The sequence below is a fragment of the Nocardioides sp. zg-DK7169 genome (assembly GCF_013155365.1).
In the GTDB taxonomy this organism is placed as follows: Bacteria; Actinomycetota; Actinomycetes; order Propionibacteriales; family Nocardioidaceae; genus Nocardioides.
The window spans coordinates 382,902-404,843 of sequence record NZ_JABJRA010000003.1 but is presented as its reverse complement, the minus strand read 5'-3'; the positions used below and the strand labels follow the sequence as shown (position 1 = coordinate 404,843).

Below are 21,942 nucleotides of genomic sequence, written 5' to 3'. Positions count from 1 at the left end.
ACGCCTGCACGGCGAGATCGGCCTCGTCCCACCCGTTGAGTTCGAGGACGAGCACTACCGGCACAACCCCGCGCCGACTACCCTCAGCGCGTCAGTTCAGAGCCTCCACTGAACCCGGCACGCGACAGTTGGTAGAGCGCCCCATTGATACTGGGGAGGTCGCGGGTTCGAGTCCCGTACGGTTTTGGAGAGGCGCGGCGCGGTCGAAGACCCCGCGTCTCTTTCCATGTTCGGCCCGCCCTCCGCGCTTTTTTGCGGTGAAGTGACGCACCGTGGAAGCGCTCATCGCGGCAGGTTCGCGCGGGTGCGGCCAGCAACTATTCGTCGATGATGCGGACCTCGATCAGTTCTGCCTACCGCTTGCCACGTCTCGAACGCTTGCCACGAAGACGACGGGTAGGTCGTCGCGCGGACGGCGGGATCGGACGATTTGAGTCGCTCACGGATCGTAGGCCGATGAGCTCGCCCAATGCGTCCAGCTCTGGGTCGTTGGCGGCGGGTGCGTTCATGTAGACGACCTCGACGATCTCGCTACTGTTGTCGATGAGGAGCCCGAGGCTGCGGTCCGAACCCATCTGGTGCTTCTTCGCAGCCATGTAGGAGCGCAACTTTTGTGCCGACTCCCGACGCGTGTGGCTCTCGGGCACAGACCCCGCGAACAACATCGGATAGCCCCACATGCCTGCGTATCCCTGGACCATGCTGTGCCATCGATTGTCAGACCTGGTCTGCGCCACGAGATGGCGAAGGTGATCGCCGATCTTCGTCTGTGCTGTTCCCGCTAGCCCCAGCAGATCGGCACCAAAACGGAACCAACCCGGCTTCCGACCGTCTTGGAGGAAGTCCACGATCTCCTGTGCGGCGGGATGGGTGTTGAACGCGGGCTTGTCGATCTCGTACGGACTACTACCTTCACGGCGGTACATCCATGCGTCCAGTGGATCGGTATGCGTACCAACGACGGTAGGACGCGCGTCCTGGAGGTAACGCTTGCGATCGCGGTCCCGGGCCGGTCCGGCGTTTGGATGGAGGCGGCGAACCTCGTCCGGGTCTTCCTCGACGTAGAGCCCTCCATCTAGAAAGAGCATGAAAAGGTCCAGTTCGTCGGATCCGCGGAAGTGGGTTGCCACGCCGGAGTCCGTGCGCCTGCGCAGGTAGAGCAGGAATTCCGCCGGTCGATCGATCACCAGGGCGATCACCTCAAGGTCATGCAAAGAGGCGATCCACGGAAGGGAGCCGTCACCGAGATGTCCGGCTCGCTTGAGGTCGCCGAGCGCAACGGCCAGCGGACCGAAGAAGTCGAGGCCGACTACGATCGATCGGACTTCCCGCACTACGGCGAGGTCGAGCCAGGTCCCGTCCTCGCGCCACAGCCCATGGTTCGACAAGATGAGGTCCTCGAGGCGCCGGGCCTGCCGGGCACCATCACCGAAGATGGCCTTGATCTCCGTCGAGAGACGTGCCCGGTCGCCACGACGAGCCGGCTCGGCGATCGTTCTGCCCTTCACTTCGACACAGATCGCGACGTCGTCAATGAGGAAGAGTCCGTCGCATTCAGTCTGATTCCCTGTCGCCTTCGGGGTCTCACACGCACCGTTGAGCACCCCCGGCGCAGCGCCCTCCTTCGGTGCAAGGTACTTCAGGTTCGCATGAGCGGCCGGGGTCTTCAGTACGCGACCGACGGCTTCCAATGCCATCCGTTCGGTGACCTCAGCGCGGATGCGGTCGTAGCGTCTCCACGCCTTGCTGTCAGGCTTCAGCGCGGCTTCGGCGATCGTTCGAAAGGAGTCTGTGCCGATCTGGCCTCCGGTCATCAGATAGTTGCCGTTCGCGTCTTTGACGAGGCACGTCTTTTGAAGGGGATTCACGCCGCGTAGGAAGTCAGCCACGACCGAGGCTGCATCGGTGGCTCCACGGAACTCGATACTGAAGGCGTCGAGCACAGCTTCCACGCGAGACATGTCAATCCCGGACTCTTGTGCGATGTCGGTCGCGGTGAATGCAGCTCGGTCGCCAGGAAGGAACATGAAGGCCGACATCGACTCGCGAAAGCCAACGAGTTCCTCGGCCGTCGGCTCCCGTCCCTCGGCTTGGCACCGGATGACTAGGTTTCCGGTGTCGTCCCGAAGCGCGGTGAGGATCCTGCTGTAGCGCTCCTGGATGCCGCTTCGGACTGCTTTGAAGTCGCCATAGGTGAAACCAAGACATCTCATCAACAGTGCGTCGATCTGCGGTTGGTCGAAGAGTTCGGCGTCCGCCTTCTCCTGAACGGACTCGTACTGGAGCTTTCGTACAGCGACGAGATAGGACTGGTACTCGGAGGCGAGGCGTGCGAGCGCGTCGGTGCCGCCGCCAGCGGCGGCCGTATGCATGAAAGTGGCGAGACGAAGTAGCCTCGTGGATCGCGAGTGAAGCTCGCTGATGACCATGTGCGGCTCGGTCTCGCTGCGAGGCCGCCGGCCAACCATGCGAGCGGATCGCGCCAAGCAAACGAGCGCCACAAGTTCGATCGCTGCGCCGTTGCCATCGTGCTCGTGCACGAGTGCCGCGACCGGCACGATGGGTAGCTCTCGAAGACGAACCAGTTCGATGACGTCGAACGCGTCGAGTTCTTGGATGGCCTCCAGCATCGCGGAGACCTCGATCGTGACCTGCGCCTGCTGGCGCTGCTGAAGTTCGGCCGGGTTCGTGGCGCCGGCAAACACCTTCATGTCACCCAGCGCGTCGTCTCCCAAGCCCGTCCAATCGAAGTTGCCGATGAGCGAGCTCGACCCAGGGGCCAACTGGAAAGGCTGTCGACGACTCTTGGACATGCACGACTTGTATCAGCGAGCACCGACACACGGCCCGAGCACCGGCATGCGGCATTCCACTCGGCGGCTCCAATAGGAGCGAGCCGGCACCGACGCCGGTCGCTGGCGAAGGCGACCAGCCCTCCCGAGTGCTTCGCCAGACGCGGTCGCCCCGCAGCCTCACCTGCGTCCACTCATAAGGCCCGCGTGCAGCGGCAACGAGTTGTTCGGCGAGCTTGGTCCAACTAGCTCCATTCATGCACCTAGTCGTTGGCATCCGCGTTAGGGGGAAATAACGACAAAGCGGCGTACTGAGCCGCGTCGAAGGAGTCGGCGTCCACCCACCCCTTAGCCATGACGTGCGGTCCGATCGTGCTCGATGACTGAAGCTGAGCAAGCCCGACCCCATAGAAGTGGTTCCCGTAGGCATGCACACCTCCTGTTGTCACTACCCATTGCGGAGGACAGAGTTCGATTGCCGGACGTCGTCCCGGGCTGGTGAGCGCGACTTCGAGAAGGTCCGCTAACCCGGTGAAGAGCGAGACAGTGTCAAAGGCCTCGTTGGTCTCCTTGCGGAGTTCGCGGCCGAGTTGAAATAAGATGTCTTCCGCTGTCCGTTCCCCATCCCAGACCACGGGCGCAACGCTCTCCCCGTCGATCCTTTCGAGCCGTAGCTCGATCACGTGAGCAGCACCGCTGAAGAGGTTGCTGCGAGTGACGAGAAGGAAACTGACGTAGAGGTAGTGATCGCCAACTGCTACTCGCGGAGGGTGGTCCATGTCTACGAGCCCCTGCTCGACGGCGCGCTTGAGCGCGTCGGCGACGACTTCGCGCTCCGGCGCGGCACTTCTTAGCCCCTCGAACGTGTCTCTGTCGGCCGCGGCCTCCGCTCGCAGCCGCGCATCGACACGTTCGGCGACGTCGGTGAGCTGCCGAGCGACGTCTTCGCGGACTTCCTCCACCTGTTTGGAAAGGTCCTCAACCGTCGCCGCCGTCGACGCCCGCACCTGCTGCACTTGGTCAGCAGCGTCTTCGCGAACTTGCTCGATATGAGAATCAAGCGACCGCGTGAGCAGATAGAACGGGGCGAAGAGCAGGACAGAAGAGCCAAGGGTCATCAGCACGTCACGCAGCCACGCGTCGTCGTACCCGGGGCTGGGCAACAGCGAGAGAATGACCAACACGGATCCCGTCGAAAGCAATGCTGCGACGATCAGTGCAGATCGGCGGCTTGGCTTCTCTCTCACGGCGCTGAGGGTAGACGTCGTAGGGCGCGTGCGCTGAGCAAGCCTGTCGTCTTGATCTCCCTAAACAAGGAGGACGTGCTTCGGCCTTCGCCACGTACGCGTGATCAGTGACGAACAGAGCGACCCCTTCTGGGTTGGCAGCTCATCAACGATTGCGAACAGCGTGCGCTCGGCAATCGAGCAGCCGGAGGAAGCGATCTTCCAGATCGACACGGCAGCGCTCTAGCAGCCCGCGGTGCCCCGGGGCGCGCGCGTCCCGCAGGCCTCGATCCTTTGCAAGTTCGAGATGAGTTCATGTGTCATTGCCCATTCCCTTCCGAGTCCCAACAGTCGCGCGCAGTAGTGCGTCTATCTGGGCTACTAGAGGATTCCCGTAGGACCGGCGTCCGGCCAGACTCGGTCCAGGTGCCCGGCGGGCTTGCTCTCTTTTGGGCTGCCCACCCGTCCGCGGGTGTGGCTCGATTCCGGTTTGCAGCCCACCGGGCACCGCTGACGAGGCGTGGCTCAAGAGGGGACTGCCCAGCTCGTAGTAGCAATGCCCACCTCGCCGTCCACATCGGTACGAGCACAGGCGGGAGCAACGCATGGACCATGTCGTTATCGGGGTCGATCCCCACAAGCTGTCCGCGACGATCGAGGTCGTCGACCAGCACGAGCATCTCCTCGGATCCGGTCGCTTCAGCACCGACCAGGCTGGCTACGCCGCCATGCGTGCCTACGCCAAGACGTGGCCGAAGCGCCTGTGGGCGGTCGAAGGCGCCAACGGCGCGGGTCGTCCACTTGCCCAGCGTCTCCTCGAAGCCGGCGAACATGTCGTCGACGTGCCCGCGAAGCTTGCTGCCCGTGTCCGGCTCTTCGACACCGGCCACAACCGCAAGACCGACGCCCACGACGCACACGCGGTCGCGGTCGTAGCCGTGCGCACGACGAACCTGCGGGTGCTCAAGGTCGACGGCGAGCTCGAGGCGATGCGGATGCTGGCCGATCGCCGCGAAGCCCTCACCCGGCGTCGTGTTCAGACCGTGTGCCGACTCCAGGCGCTACTCGCAGAACTCCTGCCTGGCCAGGCCAAACGCGACATCACCACTGGTCAGGCCAAGGCGATGCTGGCCACCGTTCGCCCGCGCGACATCGCCGGGAAGACCCGTCGCCGCATCGCTGCCGAAGAGCTGGCCGAGTTGATCGCGGTCGAGGCGAAGATCAAGAAGGCCACTGCCGAGTTGAAGGCGATGGTCCTGGCGCGGGAATCACGGCTGATGGACATCCACGGTGTCGGTGCTGTGGTGGCCGCCAGGATCCTCGCCGATGTCGGCGACGTCGCCAGGTTCGCCGACCGCAATCGGTTCGCGTCCTGGACCGGTACCGCGCCGCTGGACGCCTCGTCTGGTGAGCAGAACCGGCACCGTCTCTCCCGCGCCGGGAACCGCCGGGTCAACCACATGATCCACATCGCCGCGGTCACCCAACTCCGGCTCGACACCGAAGGCCGCGCCTACTACCGGCGCAAACGCGCCGACGGCAAGAAGCCCCAAGAAGCACTCCGCTGCCTCAAGCGACGCATCTCAGATGCCATCTACAAGCAGCTCGTCACCGACGCTGTCCGAGCCGAAGGCGCGGACCCGGGAGGGCACTGCGGGGCGTCTCAAGAATCCAGCGCGGTCGACCTACCCCCGCACATCGACACTTCGGATCAGCCACTCCCGGACCCGCAGACCCGACGCTACGCCGCACTACCCGGCACGCGGAAGAGCCAACCGGTCGGAACCCTCGCCAGCACCGGTTGACAACAGAGGGGAGCCGGAAGGAGTCAGACCCAGTAGCAACTCTGGGCGCTCGGCTCCGGTTGATCCACGGCCGGGGCATGACTGCGGGACGGCTCTCGCCTGCGAGCCTGCTGCCGTGGGTGGTCGTGGCTGGCGCGACGTCGCCGGCGGCCGGCGCCCCGTGGGCAACTCGCGGCCCTGCCGAGGCCGGCAACGCAGCTAGGAATCCCCGCAGGGGTAGCTCGCCCGAGCCGCCGCGTGTCCGGGCGTGCGGGACCGGTCTTTCCTGTCGGGAGAAGGAGGAGCCTGCCTGTGACGTGGCGAGGAGGGCAGTGCCGGCCACTACACCCCGCGAGGGGAGCCGGAGAGCGGGCGTCGTCGTTAGATTCGAATCTCGCGATCAATGAGCGCAACTGGAGACACATGAAGTTCCACCAGCTCACAGCGGTGCAGCACGGCGAGACCGTGGCTCTCGCGGGAGTGATCGACGAGCTCTCGATCCACGAGCTGCGCACGGTGCTGGAGCACAAGGTCGGCAAGGGTCCACTGGTCGTCGACCTCTCCTCGGTCGAGCACCTCGCGAGCGTCGGGGTCAACGAGCTCGTCGCCGCGCTGCGACGCGCGCCGAGGGACAGCCCCGTGACGCTCCGGGCGTGCCAGGGTTCCATCGCGCAGATGGTCCTGGAGATGAACGGGCTGCCCCACACCACGGCCGTTCCCGCGCCCGAGGACGACCGGTCGCGGCAGGTCGAGGCGATCTAGCGGAACCCGGGCTCACAGACCGAGCCCCGACCGCGCACACCCACCGAGGGGTGAGGCGCAGGCGCCGAAGGGCTCCTACCGTCCAGGTGGCGCCTCGTAGTGGGGGACTTCTCACCAACCCCAGGGCACCAGCGGTGCCCCGGACGCCCCGGCGGTCGTGTGGTCGTCCCGGGGCGCCGCCCGTACGCCGCGGCGTACGCCTGCGATGCCCTATGTTCGCGCAGGTGAAGATCGTGATCGCCGGGGGATCCGGTGCGCTCGGGCGGCGGCTGTGCGAGGACCTCGAGGCGAACGGGCACGAGGTGGTCGTCCTGACCCGCCGCGCGCGTCCCGGCGCGAGGTTCCGGCAGGTGGAGTGGGACGGGCGGACCGTGGGTCCGTGGGCGTCCGAGCTCGAGGGCAGCGCGGTGATCAACCTCGCCGGCGAGCTCGTCGACCGGCGGCCCACCGCCGCGAACGTCGACCTGCTCACCCGCTCACGCGTCGAGCCCACCCGCGCGCTGGTCCAGGCGAGCGCGTCCCTGTCCGAGCCGGTGCCGGTGTGGCTGCAGGCCAGCACGCTGGCGATCTACGGCGACGCCGGCGAGCAGGTCCTCGACGAGTCCGCGCCACCGGCCGACGGGCCGCCCCAGATGGCGGGCGTGGCCACGGCGTGGGAGGCGGCCGTGGAGGGCGCGAACGCCGTACGCCTCTCCACGCTGCGCACCGGCATCGTCCTGGACACCGACACCCCGGCGCTCGACCGGCTCCTCGGGCTGGCGCGCTGGGGGCTGGGCGGGCGCGTCGGTCCCGGCACCCAGTGGATCAGCTGGCTGCACATCGAGGACTGGCTGCGCGTCGTCCGCCTGCTGCTCGGGCCCGAGGGCGCGGGGCTGTCCGGGATCGTCCACGTCACCGGGCCGCAGCCGGTCCGCAACGCCGAGCTGATGGCCGCGCTGCGCAGGAGCGTGCGCCGTCCCGCCTCGCCGCCCACCCCCTCGCCGCTGGTCCGCGTCGGCGCGGTCCTCCTGCGCACCGATCCCGCGCTGGCGCTCACGGGACGGCGGGCGGTGCCGGCGAGGCTGCTCGAGGCCGGGTTCGAGTTCCGGCACCCGGACCTTGACGCAGCGCTCGCCGACCTGGTCAGCCGTCCTGTCGCAGCAGGGCGCTGAGGGGAGTCGGCGTACGTCCGCCGATGGTCTCGACGACGTCGGTGACGCGCGCGAGCTTGCCCAGCCGGATGGACGCACCGAAGGACACCAGCATCGGGGCCCACGCCTCCGGGAGGCCGCCCGCGACGAGACCGGCGGCGTAGGCCTCGTCGTCGAGCCGGACCACCTCGACGGGGCGGCCGGCCTGGGTCGCGGCGAGGGCGGCGAGGTCGCTCGCACTCACCGCGGCGGGGCCGGTCACGTCGTACGTCTGTCCCTCGTGGCCCTCGCCGGTCAGCACCCCGGCGGCCACGGCGGCGCAGTCCGCACGCGTGACGTAGGCGGCAGCGCCGTCGCCGGTGTTGGTGAACAGCCGTCCGCTGGCCGCCGCCTGCTCGATCGTGGGGAGCTGCATGTCGGCGTAGAGGTTGTTGCGCAGGATCGTCCAGGCGAGCCCGCTGTCGCGCAGCAGCTCCTCGGTGGCCGCGTGGTCGGGCACGACGACGGAGGGGTTGTCGGCGCTCGGCTCCGGGATCGAGGTGTAGACGACGTGGCGTACGCCGGCCTTCGCGGCGGCCTGGATCGCCGCGCGGTGGCCCTCGACCCGGGTGCCGACGGCGTCCGTGGAGATGAGGAGCATCCGCTCCACGCCCGCGAGGCAGTCGACGAGGGCCTCGGGCCGGTCGAAGTCGGCGGCCCGGACGGTGGCGCCTCGCTCGGTGTGGACGGCGAGCTTCGCCGGGTCGCGGGTGAGGAGCACGACCTCGGCGGGGTCGAGGGTGGCGAGGAGCTGGTCGGCGACGAGCCGGCCGAGCTGTCCCGAGGCGCCGGTGACGGCAACGGTCATGGGGGGTGTCCCGATCTGTAGTCGCGGTGATGACGGTTCTCCCAAATGTAGCCACCGTGATTGCGGTGCGTCACGATGGGGGCATGCCCAAGCCGACCAACACCCGGTTCGCGGTCGCCGTGCACGTGCTGACCTACCTCGCGGCCGTGGCCGCCGCCGGTCGCCCGACGCCGGTCGGGTCCGAGGAGCTGGCCGGCAGCACGGCGGTCAACCCGGTCCACGTGCGCAAGGTGCTGGGTCCGCTGCGCGCGGCCGGCCTGGTGCGCTCTCGGGCGGGTGCGCATGGCGGCTGGGAGCTGGCCGTCGATCCGGACGCCGTGACCCTCGCGCAGGTGTGGCGGCTGCTCCAGGGCGACGACCCGGTTCTCGGCATCCACGGTCCGAACCCTGCGTGCGCCGTGGGCGGCAGCATGCAGGACGTGCTGGTCGACCTCGACCGGCGGGTGGCCGACGCGGTCGTCGCCGAACTCGCAGGCATCTCGCTCAGCGACGCCCTCGCGCGCGCCGGGTTCGACGCCGAGGTCTACTCCGCGCTCGCTGCGGTGGGCGAGGGGCGCTGAGTCGTCGGGGGATTGGCGGCCGCACGGGTCCGGCGGCCCGTCAGGGAAGTGGGGACAGCGCATTGCGCCCGAACAGATGTTCGAGTAGGATCGGGTCAAGACCCACCGTTGAGCTCTCGGAGGCTCGCATGGACCACCCGATCCGGGGCGCCGCCCGTGAGCTGGGCGCCGTGCTGGAGTCGGTCGCGGGGGTGGACCCGGTGTTCATGGCGACCGCGGACAAGGCGGCCGCGCTGGTGGAGCTGGCGGCGATCGAGTCGCGGGTGGCGGAGCTGCGGCTGCGGGTGACCGCCGAGGCCGGGGACGTGGCCGAGGCCGCGGGGGCGCGTGACGTCGGGGCGTGGGCCGCGGTGGCCACCCGGCGACGCCGCTCGGACTGTGCGGCCGAGCTGCGGGTGGCGGTGGCGTTGACCCAGCGGCCGGTGCTGGCGGCGGGGCTGCGTGCCGGCGAGGTGAACGTGGACCAGGCGGGGCTGATCGCGGCGGCGTTGGCCGAGCTCCCGGACGAGGTCGAGGCGTCGGTGGTCGAGCAGGCCGAGTCGCGGCTGGTGGAGCTGGCGGCGCAGTTCGATCCGGTCGAGCTGCGCCGGCTGGGGCGGCGGATCCTGGACGTGGTCGCCCCGGAGGTCGCGGAGGCGGCCGAGGCGCGCCGGCTGGCGGAGCTGGAGGCCTCGGCGCGCCGGCGGATGCGGCTGGGGCTGCGGGCGCTGGGCGACGGTACGACGCGGATCAGCGGGCGGATCCCGGACGCCTCGGCGGCGCGGTTGGCGGCGTACCTGCACGCGTTCACCAACCCGCGCCGCGAGGAGGCGCCCGAGGCCGCTGCTGCGCAGGGGGAGGCGGCGGAGGGGCGGGTGGCGTACGGGCGGCGGGCGGCGCAGGCGTTCTGCCAGCTGCTGGAGGTCCTGGACCCGGGTAGGTTGCCGATCCACGGCGGGGACGCGACGACGTTGGTGGTGACGGTCTCGTTGGAGGCGCTGCGCGCGGGGTTGGGCACCGCGACGCTGGGCAGCGCGGCGCCGGGGGACTCCCACGACCGGATCAGCGCCCAGGAGGCACGGCGGCTGGCGTGCACGGCGCAGATCGTGCCGGCGGTGCTGGGACGGCGCGGCGAGGTCCTGGACCTGGGGCGGGGGAGCCGGCTGTTCAGCCGGGCCCAGCGTCGCGCGCTCGCGGTGGTGCACCCGCGGTGCCGGGCGGAAGGGTGCTCGATCCCGGCGGCGTGGTGCGAGGCGCACCACCGCACGCCGTGGTCGGCGGGCGGGCGCACGGACCTGGCCGACGGGGTGCTGCTGTGCTCGCACCACCATCACCGCGCCCACGACCAGCGCTACGCGTGCGACCGGCTCGCCAACGGTGACCTCCGGTTCCACCGGCGGACCTAGTCGCCCCGGATCTCGACCAGCACCTCGCCGGCGTCCGTCCCGGGGCGGATCACCAGGCAGAGCGGGTGGCCCTCGACCTGCTTGCGCCACCCGCAGTACGTCGGGTCGGGGCCCCGGGCCCATCCGTGGTGCGCGGCGAGGGCGGCGAGCTCGACGATCTTCTCCGTCGTCGTCGCCCCGTCGGTGATGATCCACGACCTCGAGACCTGCGCGGGCGAGGCCATCCCGAACGGGGTGGTGTTGTCCTTGCTCCAGTCGAAGCGCACCGTCAGGCCGGGCAGTCGGTCCGAGGCCAGCGGGTCGGTGCGCATGGCGTCGTACTCGGGCGTGGTGCGGGAGCCGACGACCACATGACCCGCGGCGGCTCCGACGACGCTCAGCGCCACCACGGTGGCGAGCACCCCCGTCAGCAGCGCATGTCGCGGGGCGCGCCGCTCGGCGTGCCGCCCGGTGCTGGCGTGCCACACGACCGAGACCGCCACGAGCACCGCGAGCAGCGCGGGGAGCGGGCCGAGGTCGAGGTTGACGCCGGTGAACGCGCACGCGCCCGCGAGCGCCAGCGGTGCCGTCCAGGGAAGGTAGCGCCGGTCGTGGCGTCCGGCCAGCAGCGCGGTGGCCAGGCCGCCCAGCGCCCCGAGCCCCCACGGCCACAGCCAGTCCTGCGCAACCGTCTCGCCGTGGTCGGTGCCGAGACCGACGACCAGGACGGTGAACGCCGCGCCGTAGCCGACCACCAGGAGGGCCATCACGGCGTTGAGCGCGCCCCACAGACGACGCGGGATCTCGATCGGGCCACTTGTCATGACGGGGACGCTAGGGCCGCGGACCGCCCGGGGGGATGAGTACGGACACTCGACCTCCGCGGGCTGGACCGCTCTCGTGCGGGCGGCTCAGCGTGCGACGGGGCGGCGCACCTTCTGCAGCAGGACCTCCGACTCGACGGGGGAGAAGCCCAGGTCGGCGTTGATCGCGCGCATCCAGACGTTCGCGTCGTCGCTGCTGGTCCGCACGCGTACCGCCCCGGCGTGCTCGCGTACGGCGAGCAGCGAGGCGACCTTGACCGCCCGGCCGAGTCCCGCGCCGCGGTGGGCGGTGAGGACCAGAGTCCCCTCGACGTGCGCCGGCCGCTGCGGGGTGGGCCCGACCACCACGCACGTCCAGGCCGCGACCACACCGTCCGCGGTGACGGCGATGGACTCGACGGGGGTGCGGCCCTGCTGGTGCCACAGGGCCAGCTCGCGCTCGTAGTCCTCGACCGAGACCGGGGTGGGCTCCCAGCCGAGCTCGCCGTGGGGCGCCTCGGCGTCGACCAGGCCCTTGATCACGCCGACCTGGGCGCGCAGGTCGGCCGGGACGCCGTCGAGATGGGTGGAGACCGTGACGTCGGCGGCCCCCGGCTCGGCGGGCGCCAGCTCGGCGGTGGCCAGGTCGAGCTCGACCACCGTCTCCGTGGTGGCGCGCGCATAGCCGAGGGGACCGGCGAACCTCTCCACGAGCGCGTCGATCTCCGTGGCCGTGGGGAGGTAGGCGCTGGCGACGTACCGCTCCGCCCCCGCGGGGCCGGCCTGCTCCGCGGCCCGGGCGAGCCGCGTGCCGATGCCGCGGCGCTGGTGCGTGGGCAGCACGCAGACGTCGAGCCAGGAGGTGTCCGGGGTGTCGTCGGCGGTCGAGGAGCTGGCGAATCCGATCAGGTCGTCGCCCTCGAAGGTGCCGACGAGGTGGTGGGACCAGCCATTGTCGGCCTGCCACGCCGCGGCCCTGGCCGCCTCGTCGAGCGGCACCCAGCCCGGGCGGGCGTGCGCGGTCGCCGAGCACTCGACGGCGTACACGGCGCTCAGGGTCGCAGGGTCCTCGAGGTCGAGGGCCCGCACGTCCGGCGGCTGCGTCATCGCTGATCCCGTCTGCAGAAATGGCACGAGGCCGCCTCGCATCTCTGCGAGGCGGCCTCGTGTGGAACCTCTGTCGGGCTGACAGGATTTGAACCTGCGACCCCCTGACCCCCAGTCAGGTGCGCTACCAAGCTGCGCTACAGCCCGAACGTCCGGGACCCGGTGAAACCCGCGTCACGAACCGCGTGAACCTTACCCCACCTCGAGCCCGAGGCCGGAATCGGGCCGCGGTGGCGCGACCGGCGGCGCCTCCCCGGTGCCGGGACGGTGCCAAGACGGCGTCAACGGGCGTCAAGACGGCGACAAGATCGGCGGCCATGCCCTCGGTGCGGTCTTCGCTGGTGCCATGAGTGTTGAGAACGGCCTCCTGGTCCTTGCCGTCGTCGCCGTGGCGGCGTACCTCCTCGCCGCGCTGATCCGCCCGGAGCGGTTCTGATGGGCGACCACGTCGCAGGGCTGCTGCAGATCGCGGCCCTGGTCCTGCTGCTCGCGCTGGTCCATGTGCCGCTCGGTGACCACATGGCGCGCGTCTACACCAGTACGACGCACCTGCGCGCCGAGCGCGCGCTCTACCGCCTCAGCGGCGTCGACCCCCGCGCCGAGCAGAGCCCGAAGGCCTACGCGCTGAGCGTCGTCGGCTTCTCCCTGGTCGGCGTCGTGGTGCTGATGGCGATCCTGATGGGCCAGGCCCACCTGCCGCTGAGCCGCGAGCTTGACGGCATGGGCTGGGCGATGGCGTTCAACACCGCGGCGTCGTTCGTGGCGAACACCAACTGGCAGTCCTACGGCGGGGAGTCCACGCTCGGCTTCGCGGCCCAGATGGGCGGCCTCGCGGTGCAGAACTTCCTCTCCGCCGCCGTCGGGATGGCCGTCGCGGTGGCGCTGGTGCGCGGGTTCGTGCGGGTGCGCACCGGCACCCTCGGCAACTTCTGGGTCGACCTGACCCGGGGCACCGTGCGGATCCTGCTCCCGATCGCCCTCCTCGGCGCGGTCCTGCTGATGGCCGGCGGCGTCGTCCAGACCTTCTCCGACACCCCGATGACCACCCTCGCCGGGCACGGCCAGGTACTCACTGGCGGCCCGGTGGCCAGCCAGGAGGCGATCAAGGAGCTGGGGACCAACGGCGGCGGCTTCTTCAACGCCAACTCCGCGCACCCCTTCGAGAACCCCTCGGGCCACACCAACCTGCTCCAGGTCCTCCTGATGCTGCTCATCCCGGTCTCGCTGACCCGCACCCTCGGCACGATGTTGGGCAACCGGCGCCAGGGCCTGGCGGTGCTCGGGGCGATGGGCGTGCTGATGGCGGTCTCGCTGGCGGTGATGACCGCCGGCGAGGCGGGCGCCCGCTCCCAGGCGGCACAGGCGGCCGGTGCCGCGATGGAGGGCAAGGAGACCCGGTTCGGAGAGTGGGCCAGCGCCTTGTTCGGCATGGTCTCCACCGGTACGTCGACCGGCGCGGTCAACGCCGCCCACGACTCCTTCACGCCGGTCGGCGGCGGGGGATCGCTGGTGAACATGATGCTTGGCGAGATCAGCCCCGGCGGGGTCGGCTCAGGGATCTACGGGATCCTCGTGATGGCCGTCGTGGCGGTCTTCGTGGCCGGGCTGATGGTGGGCCGCACCCCCGAGCTCCTGGGCAAGAAGATCGGCGCACGGCAGATGACCTACGTCGCCCTCTACACCCTGACCACCCCGGTCCTGGTGCTGGTGGGCACCGGGGCGGCCATCGCCCGCGACGCCACGCCCGAGGCGATGGGCAACCCGGGCGGGCACGGCTTCAGCGAGGTGCTCTACGCCTACACCTCGGCCGCCAACAACAATGGCAGCGCCTTCGGCGGCATCACCGTGACCTCCGACTTCTTCCAGATCACCCTGGCCCTGGCGATGCTCCTGGGCCGTCTGGTCCCGATCGTGCTGGTCCTGCTGCTCGCCGGCTCCCTCGCCGAGCAGGGCAAGGTCCCCGCCACCGCCGGGACCCTCCCGACCCATCGGCCGATCTTCGTGGGCCTGCTGGTCGGCGTGATCGTGATCCTCACAGGCCTCACCTACTTCCCCGCCCTTTCACTGGGCCCGATCGCAGAGGCACTCGCATGAGCACCACCACCACGTCCCAGGCCCGCACCGGCCTCAGCCTGCGCACCCTCGCCGCCCAGGGCGTCGAGCAGCTCCCGGAGGCGCTGCGCAAGCTGCACCCGCGCCACCTGTGGCGCGCGCCGGTGATGTTCCTCGTCTGGCTGGGCTCGGTCCTCACCACCGTGGTCGCCGTCGTCGACCCGAGCGTCTTCGCGATCTCACTGGCGCTCTGGCTGTGGCTCACCGTGGTCTTCGGCAACCTCGCCGAGGCGGTGGCCGAGGGCCGCGGCAAGGCCCAGGCCGCCTCGCTGCGCGCCGCGCGCAGCGACACCGTCGCCCGCCGGCTGGCCGGTGACGGGACCGAGACCGAGGTGCCCGGCACCCAGCTCGAGGTCGGCGACCTGGTCGTGGTCGAGGCCGGCGAGGTGATCCCCGGCGACGGCGACGTGGTGGAGGGGATCGCCTCGGTCGACGAGTCCGCGATCACCGGGGAGTCCGCCCCGGTGATCCGCGAGGCCGGCGGCGACCGGAGCGCCGTCACCGGCGGCACCCGCGTGCTGTCCGACCGGATCGTCGTACGGGTCACCGCCGCGGCCGGGCAGACCTTCCTGGACAAGATGATCGCGCTGGTCGAGGGCACCTCGCGGCGTCGTACGCCGAACGAGATCGCGCTGTCGATCCTGCTGACCAGCCTGACCCTGGTCTTCCTCGTCTCCGTGGCCACCCTCGCGCCGATGGCGGCGTACGCCGGGGCACCGCAGGACCTGGTCGTGCTGGTCGCGCTGCTGGTCTGCCTGATCCCGACGACCATCGGCGCGCTGCTCTCCGCGATCGGCATCGCCGGCATGGACCGCCTGGTGCGCGTCAACGTGCTGGCGATGTCCGGCCGCGCGGTGGAGGCCGCCGGCGACGTGAGCACGCTGCTGCTCGACAAGACCGGCACCATCACCTACGGCAACCGGCGCGCGGTGCGGTTCGTGCCCGCCGCCGGGGTCGCCCCCGAGCAGCTGCGCGACGCGGCCCGCAACGCCAGCCTCGCCGACCAGACGCCGGAGGGGCGCTCGATCGTCGAGCTCGCCCGGGTCGAGGGAGGTGCGGCCGGGGGCGGTGACGACGGGGGCCTGCCCGCCGACGCGGAGTTCGTCGAGTTCACCGCCCAGACCCGGATGTCCGGGGTCGACCTCGCCGACGGCAGCTGCCTGCGCAAGGGCGCTGCCTCGGCGGTGGCCGCCTGGGTCGGGCAGAACCCGCCGGTGGAGGTGTGCGACGCGATCGAGGAGATCTCGCGCCGCGGCGGCACCCCGCTGGTGATCGCCTGCCGCGACGAGAGCGGCGGGGCCCGGGTGCTGGGCGTCGTCGAGCTCAAGGACGTGGTCAAGGAGGGCATGACCGAGCGCTTCGCCCAGCTGCGCGCGATGGGGATCCGCACCGTGATGGTCACCGGCGACAACGCCCTCACCGCCCGCGCGATCGCCGACGAGGCGGGCGTGGACGACTTCCTCGCCGAGGCCACTCCGGAGGACAAGCTGGACTACATCCGCCAGGAGCAGGCCGGCGGTCGGCTGGTCGCGATGACCGGCGACGGCACCAACGACGCCCCGGCCCTCGCGGCCGCCGACGTCGGGGTCGCGATGAACAGCGGCACCGCCGCGGCGAAGGAGGCCGGCAACATGGTCGACCTCGACTCCGACCCCACGAAGCTCATCGACATCGTGGAGATCGGCAAGCAGCTGCTGATCACCCGCGGGGCGCTCACGACGTTCTCGATCGCCAACGACGTCGCGAAGTACTTCGCGATCATCCCGGCGATGTTCGTCGCGGCCTACCCCTCCCTGGACGCGCTCAACGTGATGGGGCTCGCGACGCCGCAGTCCGCGATCCTCTCGGCGGTCATCTTCAACGCGCTGGTCATCGTCGGGCTGATCCCGCTGGCGCTGCGCGGGGTGCGGTTCCGTGCCGCCTCGGCCACCGCCGTCCTGCGCCGCAACATGCTCGTATTCGGCCTCGGCGGCGTCCTGGTGCCGTTCGCCGGCATCAAGCTCCTCGACCTCATCGTCTCCACCATCCCCGGGATCGGCTGATCACATGCTCACTGACCTCTCGCGCCAGGCCCTGACCGGGCTGCGCGCCCTCCTCGTCCTCACCGTCGTGCTCGGGGTGGGCTACCCCGTCCTCGTGTGGGGCGTCGGCCAGCTCCTCGGCGACCGGGCCCAGGGCCAGCCGGTCCGTCTCGACGGCGAGGTCGTCGGCTCGCGGCTGTTGGGCCAGCACTTCGAGGGCGAGGAGTGGTTCCGCTCCCGTCCCTCGGCCAACGACCACGACTCGCTCGCCTCGGCCCCCAGCAACCTGGGGCCCTCCAACACCGACCTGCTCGCGCTGATCGCCCAGCGGCGTACCGAGGTGGCCGCCGTGGAGGGCGTCGACGCCGCGGACGTGCCCGCGGACGCGCTCACCGCGTCCGGCTCGGGGCTGGACCCGCACATCTCCCCGGCGTACGCCGCCCTCCAGGTGCCGCGGGTCGCCGCCGCCCGCGACCTCGACGAGAGCGTGGTGCGCGCGCTGGTCGCCGACGCCACGGTCGGGCGCGGGCTCGGGTTCCTCGGGGAGCCGGGCGTCAACGTGCTCGAGCTCAACCTCGCGCTGGACCGTGCGGCGCCGCGGTGAGCGGCCACTGAGCGTGGAGACTGCTCCCATGGAACGCGGGACGCTCAGGGTCTACCTGGGAGCGGCGCCCGGCGTCGGGAAGACCTTCTCGATGCTGGACGAGGGGCACCGCCGGGCCGCCCGCGGGACCGACGTGGTGGTCGGGTACGTCGAGACCCACGGGCGGGCGCGGACCGCCGAGCTGCTCGAGGGCCTCGAGGTGGTGGCCCGGCGACGGGTCGACTACCGCGGGACCGCGCAGGAGGAGATGGACCTCGCCGCGGTGATCGAGCGCCGCCCCGAGGTCGTGCTGGTCGACGAACTGGCCCACACCAACGTCCCCGGCAGCACGTGCGACAAGCGCTGGCAGGACGTGCAGGTGCTCCTCGACGCGGGCATCGAGGTGATCACCACCGTCAACATCCAGCACCTGGAGTCCCTCAACGATGTCACCGAGGCGATCACCGGGGTGCGCCAGCGCGAGACGGTCCCCGACGAGGTGGTGCGCGCCGCGGACCAGATCGAGCTGGTCGACATGAGCCCGCAGGCGCTGCGGCGCCGGATGGCGCACGGCAACGTCTACGCGCCCGACCGGGTCGACGCGGCGCTCTCGCAGTACTTCCGTGAGGGCAACCTGACCGCGCTGCGCGAGCTCGCACTGCTCTGGCTGGCCGACCGGGTGGAGGAGGGGCTCGAGCGCTACCGCGACGAGCACCGCATCGACGCCAGCTGGCCCACGCGCGAGCGGATCGTGGTGCCGGTCAGCGCCGGCCCGGAGTCGGCCACGCTGATGCGCCGCGCCGCCCGGATCGTCTCGCGCGGCTCCGGCAGCGAGTGGCTCGCGCTCTACGTCACCCGCCCCGACGGCCTGACCGCGATCTCCCCGGACCAGCTGGACGCGCTGCGCGCGAAGGCCGAGGAGCTCGGCGGCACCCTGCACACCGTGGTCGGGGACGACCCGGCCGAGGCGATCCTCGACTTCGCGCGCGCCGAGAACGCCACCCAGCTGATCGTCGGCGCCAGCCGCCGCGGCCGAGTGCCGACGCTGCTGCGACCGGGCATCGGCGAGCGGGTGATCGCCGGCGCGGGCGACATCGACATCCACATCGTCACCCACGACTACGCACGGACGGGCAGCCGGTGGCGTCCGCCGGAGAGCCTGGGCGCGCGCCGACGCCTGCTCGGGTTCGCCTTCGCGGTCCTCGCGCCGGTGCTGGTCAGCCTGGCGCTGCTGGCGACGGGGGAGGCCCACAGCCTGCCCATCGAGGCGATGACGCTGATGGCCGTGGTGGTCGCCACGGCCCTGATCGGCGGCCTGGTCCCGGCGGTCGTGGCCGCGCTGTCCAGCGGCCTGCTGCTCAACGTGCTGTTCACCGCGCCGGTGCGGACCCTCACCGTCGCCGAGCCCGAGAACGCCGCCGCGATCGTGATCTTCATGATCGTCGGGATCGCCGTGGCCAGCGTGGTCGACACCGCGGCCCGTCGTACGGCGCAGGCGGCGAAGGCGCGCGCGGAGGCGGACGCGCTCGTGGTGCTCTCCCACAGCCTGCTCAACGCCGGCGACGACCTGGGCGGGCTGCTGGCCTCGGCGTGCGAGCTGTTCAACGCGCGCGGGGCGTCGGTCCTGCGCCGCGGGGAGCACGACGTCGAGGAGGTGGTGGCCGCCCACGGGGCCGCGCCGGCCTCCTCCGACGCCGCGGACGTCGCCACCGCCATCGACGAGCGGACCACGCTGGCCCTCGACGGCGCCCGGCTGCCCGCGTCACAGCGCGGGCTGCTCAACGCCTACGCGGCGTACGCCAAGGTGATGGCGGAGCGGCGGCGCGCGACCGCGGCCGAGGTGGAGCGACTCCGGCTCGCGGAGACCGACCGCACCCGCACCGCGCTGCTGGCCGCGGTCTCCCACGACCTGCGCTCGCCCCTGGCCGCGGTGAAGGTCGCGGTCTCCAGCCTGCGCGCCCCCGACATCGCCTGGTCCGCGGAGGACGAGGCCGCCCTGCTGGAGACGATCGAGGAGTCGACCGACCGGCTCGCCGCGCTGGTGGCGAACCTGCTGGACATGAGCCGCATCAGCACCGGCTCGGTGCAGGTCGCGCTCGCGGAGGTGTCCCTGGCCAGCACCGTGCACCACGCGATCGGGCCCCTGGAGCGCGGCGAGCGGATCGAGGTGGCGATCGACCCCGACCTGCTCGTGCGGGCCGACGCCGGCCTGCTGGACCGGGTGGTGGCCAACCTGTGCGACAACGCCCTGAAGTACACGCCCGCGCAGGCGCGCATCCGCATCGACGCCGCCCGGACGAACGGGCACGTCGTGCTTCGGGTCGCCGACAGCGGACCCGGCGTACGCGACCGGGACCAGCGGCGGCTCTTCGCGCCGTTCCAGCGCCTCGGCGACGTCCCGCAGGGCGACGGCGTGGGGCTGGGACTCGCGGTGGCGCGCGGGTTCACCGAGGCGATGGGTGGCACGATCAGCACCGAGGAGACGCCGGGCGGGGGACTCACCTTCGTCGTGGAGCTCCGCACCTGCGCCAAGGAACAGCCATGACCTTCGTCCTCGTCGTCGACGACGACCCCGCCATCTGCCGCACCCTCGCGATCAACCTGCGCGCCCGCGACTACGACGTCGAGACCGCCGGCGACGGCCGCTCGGCGCTGCAGATCGTCGACGAGCGGATGCCCGACGTGGTGCTGCTCGACCTCGGGCTGCCCGACCTGGACGGGATCACCGTGCTGACCCGGCTGCGCGGGTTCAGCCAGGTGCCGGTGATCGTGGTGTCGGCGCGGACCGGCTCCGACGACAAGGTGGAGGCGCTCGACCTGGGCGCCGACGACTTCATCACCAAGCCGTTCTCGATCGAGGAGCTGCTCGCCCGGGTGCGTGCGGCGACCCGTCGGGCGGGGGCGGTCGAGCCGGCGCCCTGCGTGCGGGTGGGCGACCTGGTGCTCGACCTGGGCGACTCCCGGGCGCGCCGCGGCGAGTGCGAGATCCACCTGACCCCGATCGAGTGGCGCATCGTCGAGCACCTGGTGCGCCGGCGCGGCCGGCTGGTGCGCCACGCCGAGCTGCTGCAGTCGGTGTGGGGGCCGAGCTATGAGCGCCAGACCAACTACCTGCGCGTCCACCTGGCCAGCATCCGGCGCAAGGTCGAGGTCGACCCCTCACGCCCGGTCCTGTTCGTCACCGAGCCGGGGATGGGCTACCGCTTCGCGCCGCAGGGGTGAGACGGGGCCGCACGCTAGCCGGGCAGGACCTTCGGGAGCGTGAAGGTGCTCGGGCTGTCGCACCCGGGGCAGTCCCACTCCAGGACCCAGGCGCGGGTGTCCTCGGCGACCCGCAGCGGGTGCGTCGTACGGTCCGGGCCGTGGCGCACGATCTTCGACGCCGCGTCGACCCGCACCGGGGTGTGGCAGGTGCCGCAGCTCAACAGCGCCGTCAGCAGCCCCACCGCCCCGGCGCTCGCGCGGACCCGGGCAGGTCCTGGTGGTGGTTCGTGGGCAGGGCGCTCACCCGCACGTCGCAGCCATCCCGAGAAGGTCATGACGCTGTGCCTTTCGCGGTGTCGTGGGCGCCAGGAGGCCTGGCGTCGTGGAGACCGGAGCCGGCGGAACGACCGCGGAGGGCGTGCGCTCGTCGGACCAGACAGGGTGCAGGATCGCGGGTCGCGGAGTTGGGGCGGGCGTTGTTTCGGCAAGTTCCTGGCGCGCAACGGTGGTCGCTGAGTGGACGCCTCGTTGCCGTTGGGGACCAGACGACAATGTTTTCGGGCGGATCGCTGTCGTTCGTGACCAATCGGTGGGGTGGCAGCGCGAGCAGCGGGCGACGCCCTGGGGATGTCGTCGCGGCTGGGCCGGCGGGTCGACGATTGGTCACGAACGACACGGAACTGCCCCGGATCGTTGTCGTTGGGGACCAAACGTCGACCCTCGTCGTACCCGGTCGGGTACCGCCGAGGCGGTCGGGGACCGGTCCCCGGTGCGGCCTACAGTTGCCCTCGTCCGTGGTGCGTGCCCGCCCGCGGACGGGAGCCGTTGCCGCTCCACACCCGGTCCGAACGGGGTCGAGAGCTCAGTCAGGGAGGGTCCGATGGCGCGTGAGCACCGCTGGCCGTCGTTCGTGTACGGCGCGGGCGAGGAGCCCGACTACCGCTTCAGCTTCGCCAACGAGCGCACCTACCTGGCGTGGATCCGCACCTCGCTGGCGCTGCTCGCGGCGGGTGTGGCGATCGACGTGGTCGACCTGTCGATGTCGGGCGCGGCCCAGCACGCGCTCGCGGTGCTGCTGGTCGCGCTGGGGCTGGTCTGCTCCGTGGCGGCCTGGGTGCGCTGGGCGCTCGCCGAGCGCGCGATGCGCCGCCGCGAGCCGCTGCCGTCCTTCGGGCTCGGCATCCTGGTCACGGTGCTGATGGTGGTCGCCGTCGCCGTGCTCGTCCTCGCGCTGTGAGCGACGCGGATCGCCCGGCGGCGGGCACCGACGGCGTGGACGGCCGGGGCCCCGGCGCCGCGCACGGCGACCCCGGCGCCGCCAACGAGCGCACGGCGCTGGCCTGGCAGCGCTCGGCGCTCGCGCTGATCGCCGGCGCCGCGCTGCTCGCCCGGCTCACCTGGTCGAGCCTCGGGGTGGCGGCCCTGGTGGTGCTGTCGGTGGCGCTGGTGCTCAGCGCCTGGGTGTTCGTGGAGAGCCGCGGGCGCTACGCCCACGACGCCGGCACCCGCCAGCGGCCCCGGTCGCGCGGCGGCCGGGCGCCGCTGGCGCTCGCGATCGCGACTGCCCTGGTCGGGGCGACCGAGCTCGCGGCCCTCGCGGTCCGCTGAGCCCGGCCGTCCGATCACGGCGCCGTCCGGATCAGCGCG

19 protein-coding genes and 1 tRNA gene are annotated in these 21,942 nt (G+C 71.3%); 13 read left to right on the top strand and 7 right to left on the bottom strand.

Features of this window, described 5'->3' with window-relative positions; all coding sequences use genetic code 11:
• Positions 1–353: 353 nt before the first annotated feature.
• Both HOQ23_RS06975 and HOQ23_RS06970 read right to left on the bottom strand, forming a co-directional pair.
• Positions 354–2,813, bottom strand: a complete 2,460-nt coding sequence (locus HOQ23_RS06975; RefSeq protein ID WP_172213140.1) for a hypothetical protein — start codon at positions 2,811–2,813, stop codon at positions 354–356.
• Positions 2,814–3,055: 242 nt separating this feature from the next.
• Complete coding sequence (locus tag HOQ23_RS06970; RefSeq protein ID WP_172213138.1) at positions 3,056–4,039, bottom strand: hypothetical protein; 984 nt, start codon at positions 4,037–4,039, stop codon at positions 3,056–3,058.
• Between the two features lie 584 nt (positions 4,040–4,623).
• On the opposite strand from HOQ23_RS06970, the gene HOQ23_RS06965 reads away from it, so the two are divergent.
• From HOQ23_RS06965 to HOQ23_RS06955, 3 genes are all read left to right on the top strand, one after another.
• Positions 4,624–5,823: an IS110 family transposase gene (locus tag HOQ23_RS06965; RefSeq protein ID WP_216653760.1), complete on the top strand. Its 1,200-nt coding sequence runs from the start codon at positions 4,624–4,626 to the stop codon at positions 5,821–5,823.
• A gap of 402 nt (positions 5,824–6,225) precedes the next feature.
• Positions 6,226–6,564 carry an STAS domain-containing protein gene (locus HOQ23_RS06960; protein WP_172213136.1) on the top strand — a complete coding sequence of 113 codons (339 nt, stop codon included), beginning with the start codon at positions 6,226–6,228 and terminating at the stop codon, positions 6,562–6,564.
• 224 nt (positions 6,565–6,788) lie between these two features.
• Positions 6,789–7,715: a TIGR01777 family oxidoreductase gene (locus HOQ23_RS06955; RefSeq protein WP_216653759.1), complete on the top strand. Its 927-nt coding sequence runs from the start codon at positions 6,789–6,791 to the stop codon at positions 7,713–7,715.
• On the opposite strand, the gene HOQ23_RS06950 is transcribed toward HOQ23_RS06955, so the two are convergent.
• On the bottom strand, positions 7,687–8,541 hold the full coding sequence (locus HOQ23_RS06950; protein WP_172213132.1) for an SDR family oxidoreductase: 855 nt from the start codon (positions 8,539–8,541) through the stop codon (positions 7,687–7,689). The genes HOQ23_RS06955 and HOQ23_RS06950 overlap by 29 nt on opposite strands.
• Before the next feature lie 83 nt (positions 8,542–8,624).
• Between HOQ23_RS06950 and HOQ23_RS06945 the strand changes: the two genes are divergently transcribed.
• Both HOQ23_RS06945 and HOQ23_RS06940 read left to right on the top strand, forming a co-directional pair.
• Positions 8,625–9,101: an Rrf2 family transcriptional regulator gene (locus HOQ23_RS06945; RefSeq protein ID WP_172213130.1), complete on the top strand. Its 477-nt coding sequence runs from the start codon at positions 8,625–8,627 to the stop codon at positions 9,099–9,101.
• A gap of 128 nt (positions 9,102–9,229) precedes the next feature.
• Positions 9,230–10,486, top strand: a complete 1,257-nt coding sequence (locus tag HOQ23_RS06940) for an HNH endonuclease signature motif containing protein (RefSeq protein WP_172213128.1) — start codon at positions 9,230–9,232, stop codon at positions 10,484–10,486.
• Here the strand turns inward: HOQ23_RS06940 and HOQ23_RS06935 are convergent.
• The 3 genes from HOQ23_RS06935 to HOQ23_RS06925 all read right to left on the bottom strand — a co-directional run bounded on the left by HOQ23_RS06935 (position 10,483) and on the right by HOQ23_RS06925 (position 12,522).
• A complete protein-coding gene (locus HOQ23_RS06935; RefSeq protein ID WP_172213125.1) occupies positions 10,483–11,289 on the bottom strand; it encodes a hypothetical protein in 807 nt (268 codons plus the stop codon). The two genes, HOQ23_RS06940 and HOQ23_RS06935, sit on opposite strands and share 4 nt — an antisense overlap.
• 87 nt (positions 11,290–11,376) lie before the next feature.
• Complete coding sequence (locus HOQ23_RS06930) at positions 11,377–12,375, bottom strand: GNAT family N-acetyltransferase (RefSeq protein ID WP_172213123.1); 999 nt, start codon at positions 12,373–12,375, stop codon at positions 11,377–11,379.
• A gap of 73 nt (positions 12,376–12,448) precedes the next feature.
• Positions 12,449–12,522, bottom strand: a tRNA-Pro gene (locus HOQ23_RS06925).
• Positions 12,523–12,721: 199 nt separating this feature from the next.
• Here HOQ23_RS06925 and HOQ23_RS06920 point away from each other — a divergent pair.
• Genes HOQ23_RS06920 through HOQ23_RS06895 form a run of 6 tightly spaced genes read left to right on the top strand, consistent with a single transcriptional unit; the run spans position 12,722 to position 20,313 of the window.
• On the top strand, positions 12,722–12,811 hold the full coding sequence (locus HOQ23_RS06920) for a potassium-transporting ATPase subunit F (RefSeq protein ID WP_172213121.1): 90 nt from the start codon (positions 12,722–12,724) through the stop codon (positions 12,809–12,811).
• Positions 12,811–14,469, top strand: coding sequence for a potassium-transporting ATPase subunit KdpA (gene kdpA / locus HOQ23_RS06915; protein ID WP_172213119.1), 1,659 nt, complete (start codon positions 12,811–12,813; stop codon positions 14,467–14,469). Before HOQ23_RS06920 ends, kdpA begins: the two co-directional genes overlap by 1 nt.
• Positions 14,466–16,529: a potassium-transporting ATPase subunit KdpB gene (gene kdpB, locus HOQ23_RS06910; protein WP_172213117.1), complete on the top strand. Its 2,064-nt coding sequence runs from the start codon at positions 14,466–14,468 to the stop codon at positions 16,527–16,529. Before kdpA ends, kdpB begins: the two co-directional genes overlap by 4 nt.
• Positions 16,530–16,533: 4 nt before the next feature.
• Positions 16,534–17,112, top strand: a complete 579-nt coding sequence (kdpC, locus tag HOQ23_RS06905; protein WP_172213115.1) for a potassium-transporting ATPase subunit KdpC — start codon at positions 16,534–16,536, stop codon at positions 17,110–17,112.
• Positions 17,113–17,140: 28 nt separating this feature from the next.
• A complete protein-coding gene (locus HOQ23_RS06900) occupies positions 17,141–19,636 on the top strand; it encodes an ATP-binding protein (protein WP_172213113.1) in 2,496 nt (831 codons plus the stop codon).
• Entirely contained in the window at positions 19,633–20,313 is a 681-nt protein-coding gene (locus tag HOQ23_RS06895; RefSeq protein ID WP_172213111.1) for a response regulator, read from the top strand. The genes HOQ23_RS06900 and HOQ23_RS06895 overlap by 4 nt, the downstream gene beginning before the upstream one ends.
• Positions 20,314–20,327: 14 nt before the next feature.
• On the opposite strand, the gene HOQ23_RS06890 is transcribed toward HOQ23_RS06895, so the two are convergent.
• Entirely contained in the window at positions 20,328–20,630 is a 303-nt protein-coding gene (locus HOQ23_RS06890; RefSeq protein WP_172213108.1) for a hypothetical protein, read from the bottom strand.
• A gap of 545 nt (positions 20,631–21,175) precedes the next feature.
• On the opposite strand from HOQ23_RS06890, the gene HOQ23_RS06885 reads away from it, so the two are divergent.
• Together HOQ23_RS06885 and HOQ23_RS21170 are read left to right on the top strand one after the other, a co-directional pair.
• Positions 21,176–21,532, top strand: coding sequence for a YidH family protein (locus HOQ23_RS06885; RefSeq protein ID WP_172213106.1), 357 nt, complete (start codon positions 21,176–21,178; stop codon positions 21,530–21,532).
• Positions 21,529–21,903 (top strand): DUF202 domain-containing protein, encoded by a 375-nt coding sequence (locus tag HOQ23_RS21170; protein WP_172213104.1) that lies wholly within the window; start codon positions 21,529–21,531, stop codon positions 21,901–21,903. Before HOQ23_RS06885 ends, HOQ23_RS21170 begins: the two co-directional genes overlap by 4 nt.
• The last annotated feature ends 39 nt before the right edge of the window (positions 21,904–21,942 follow it).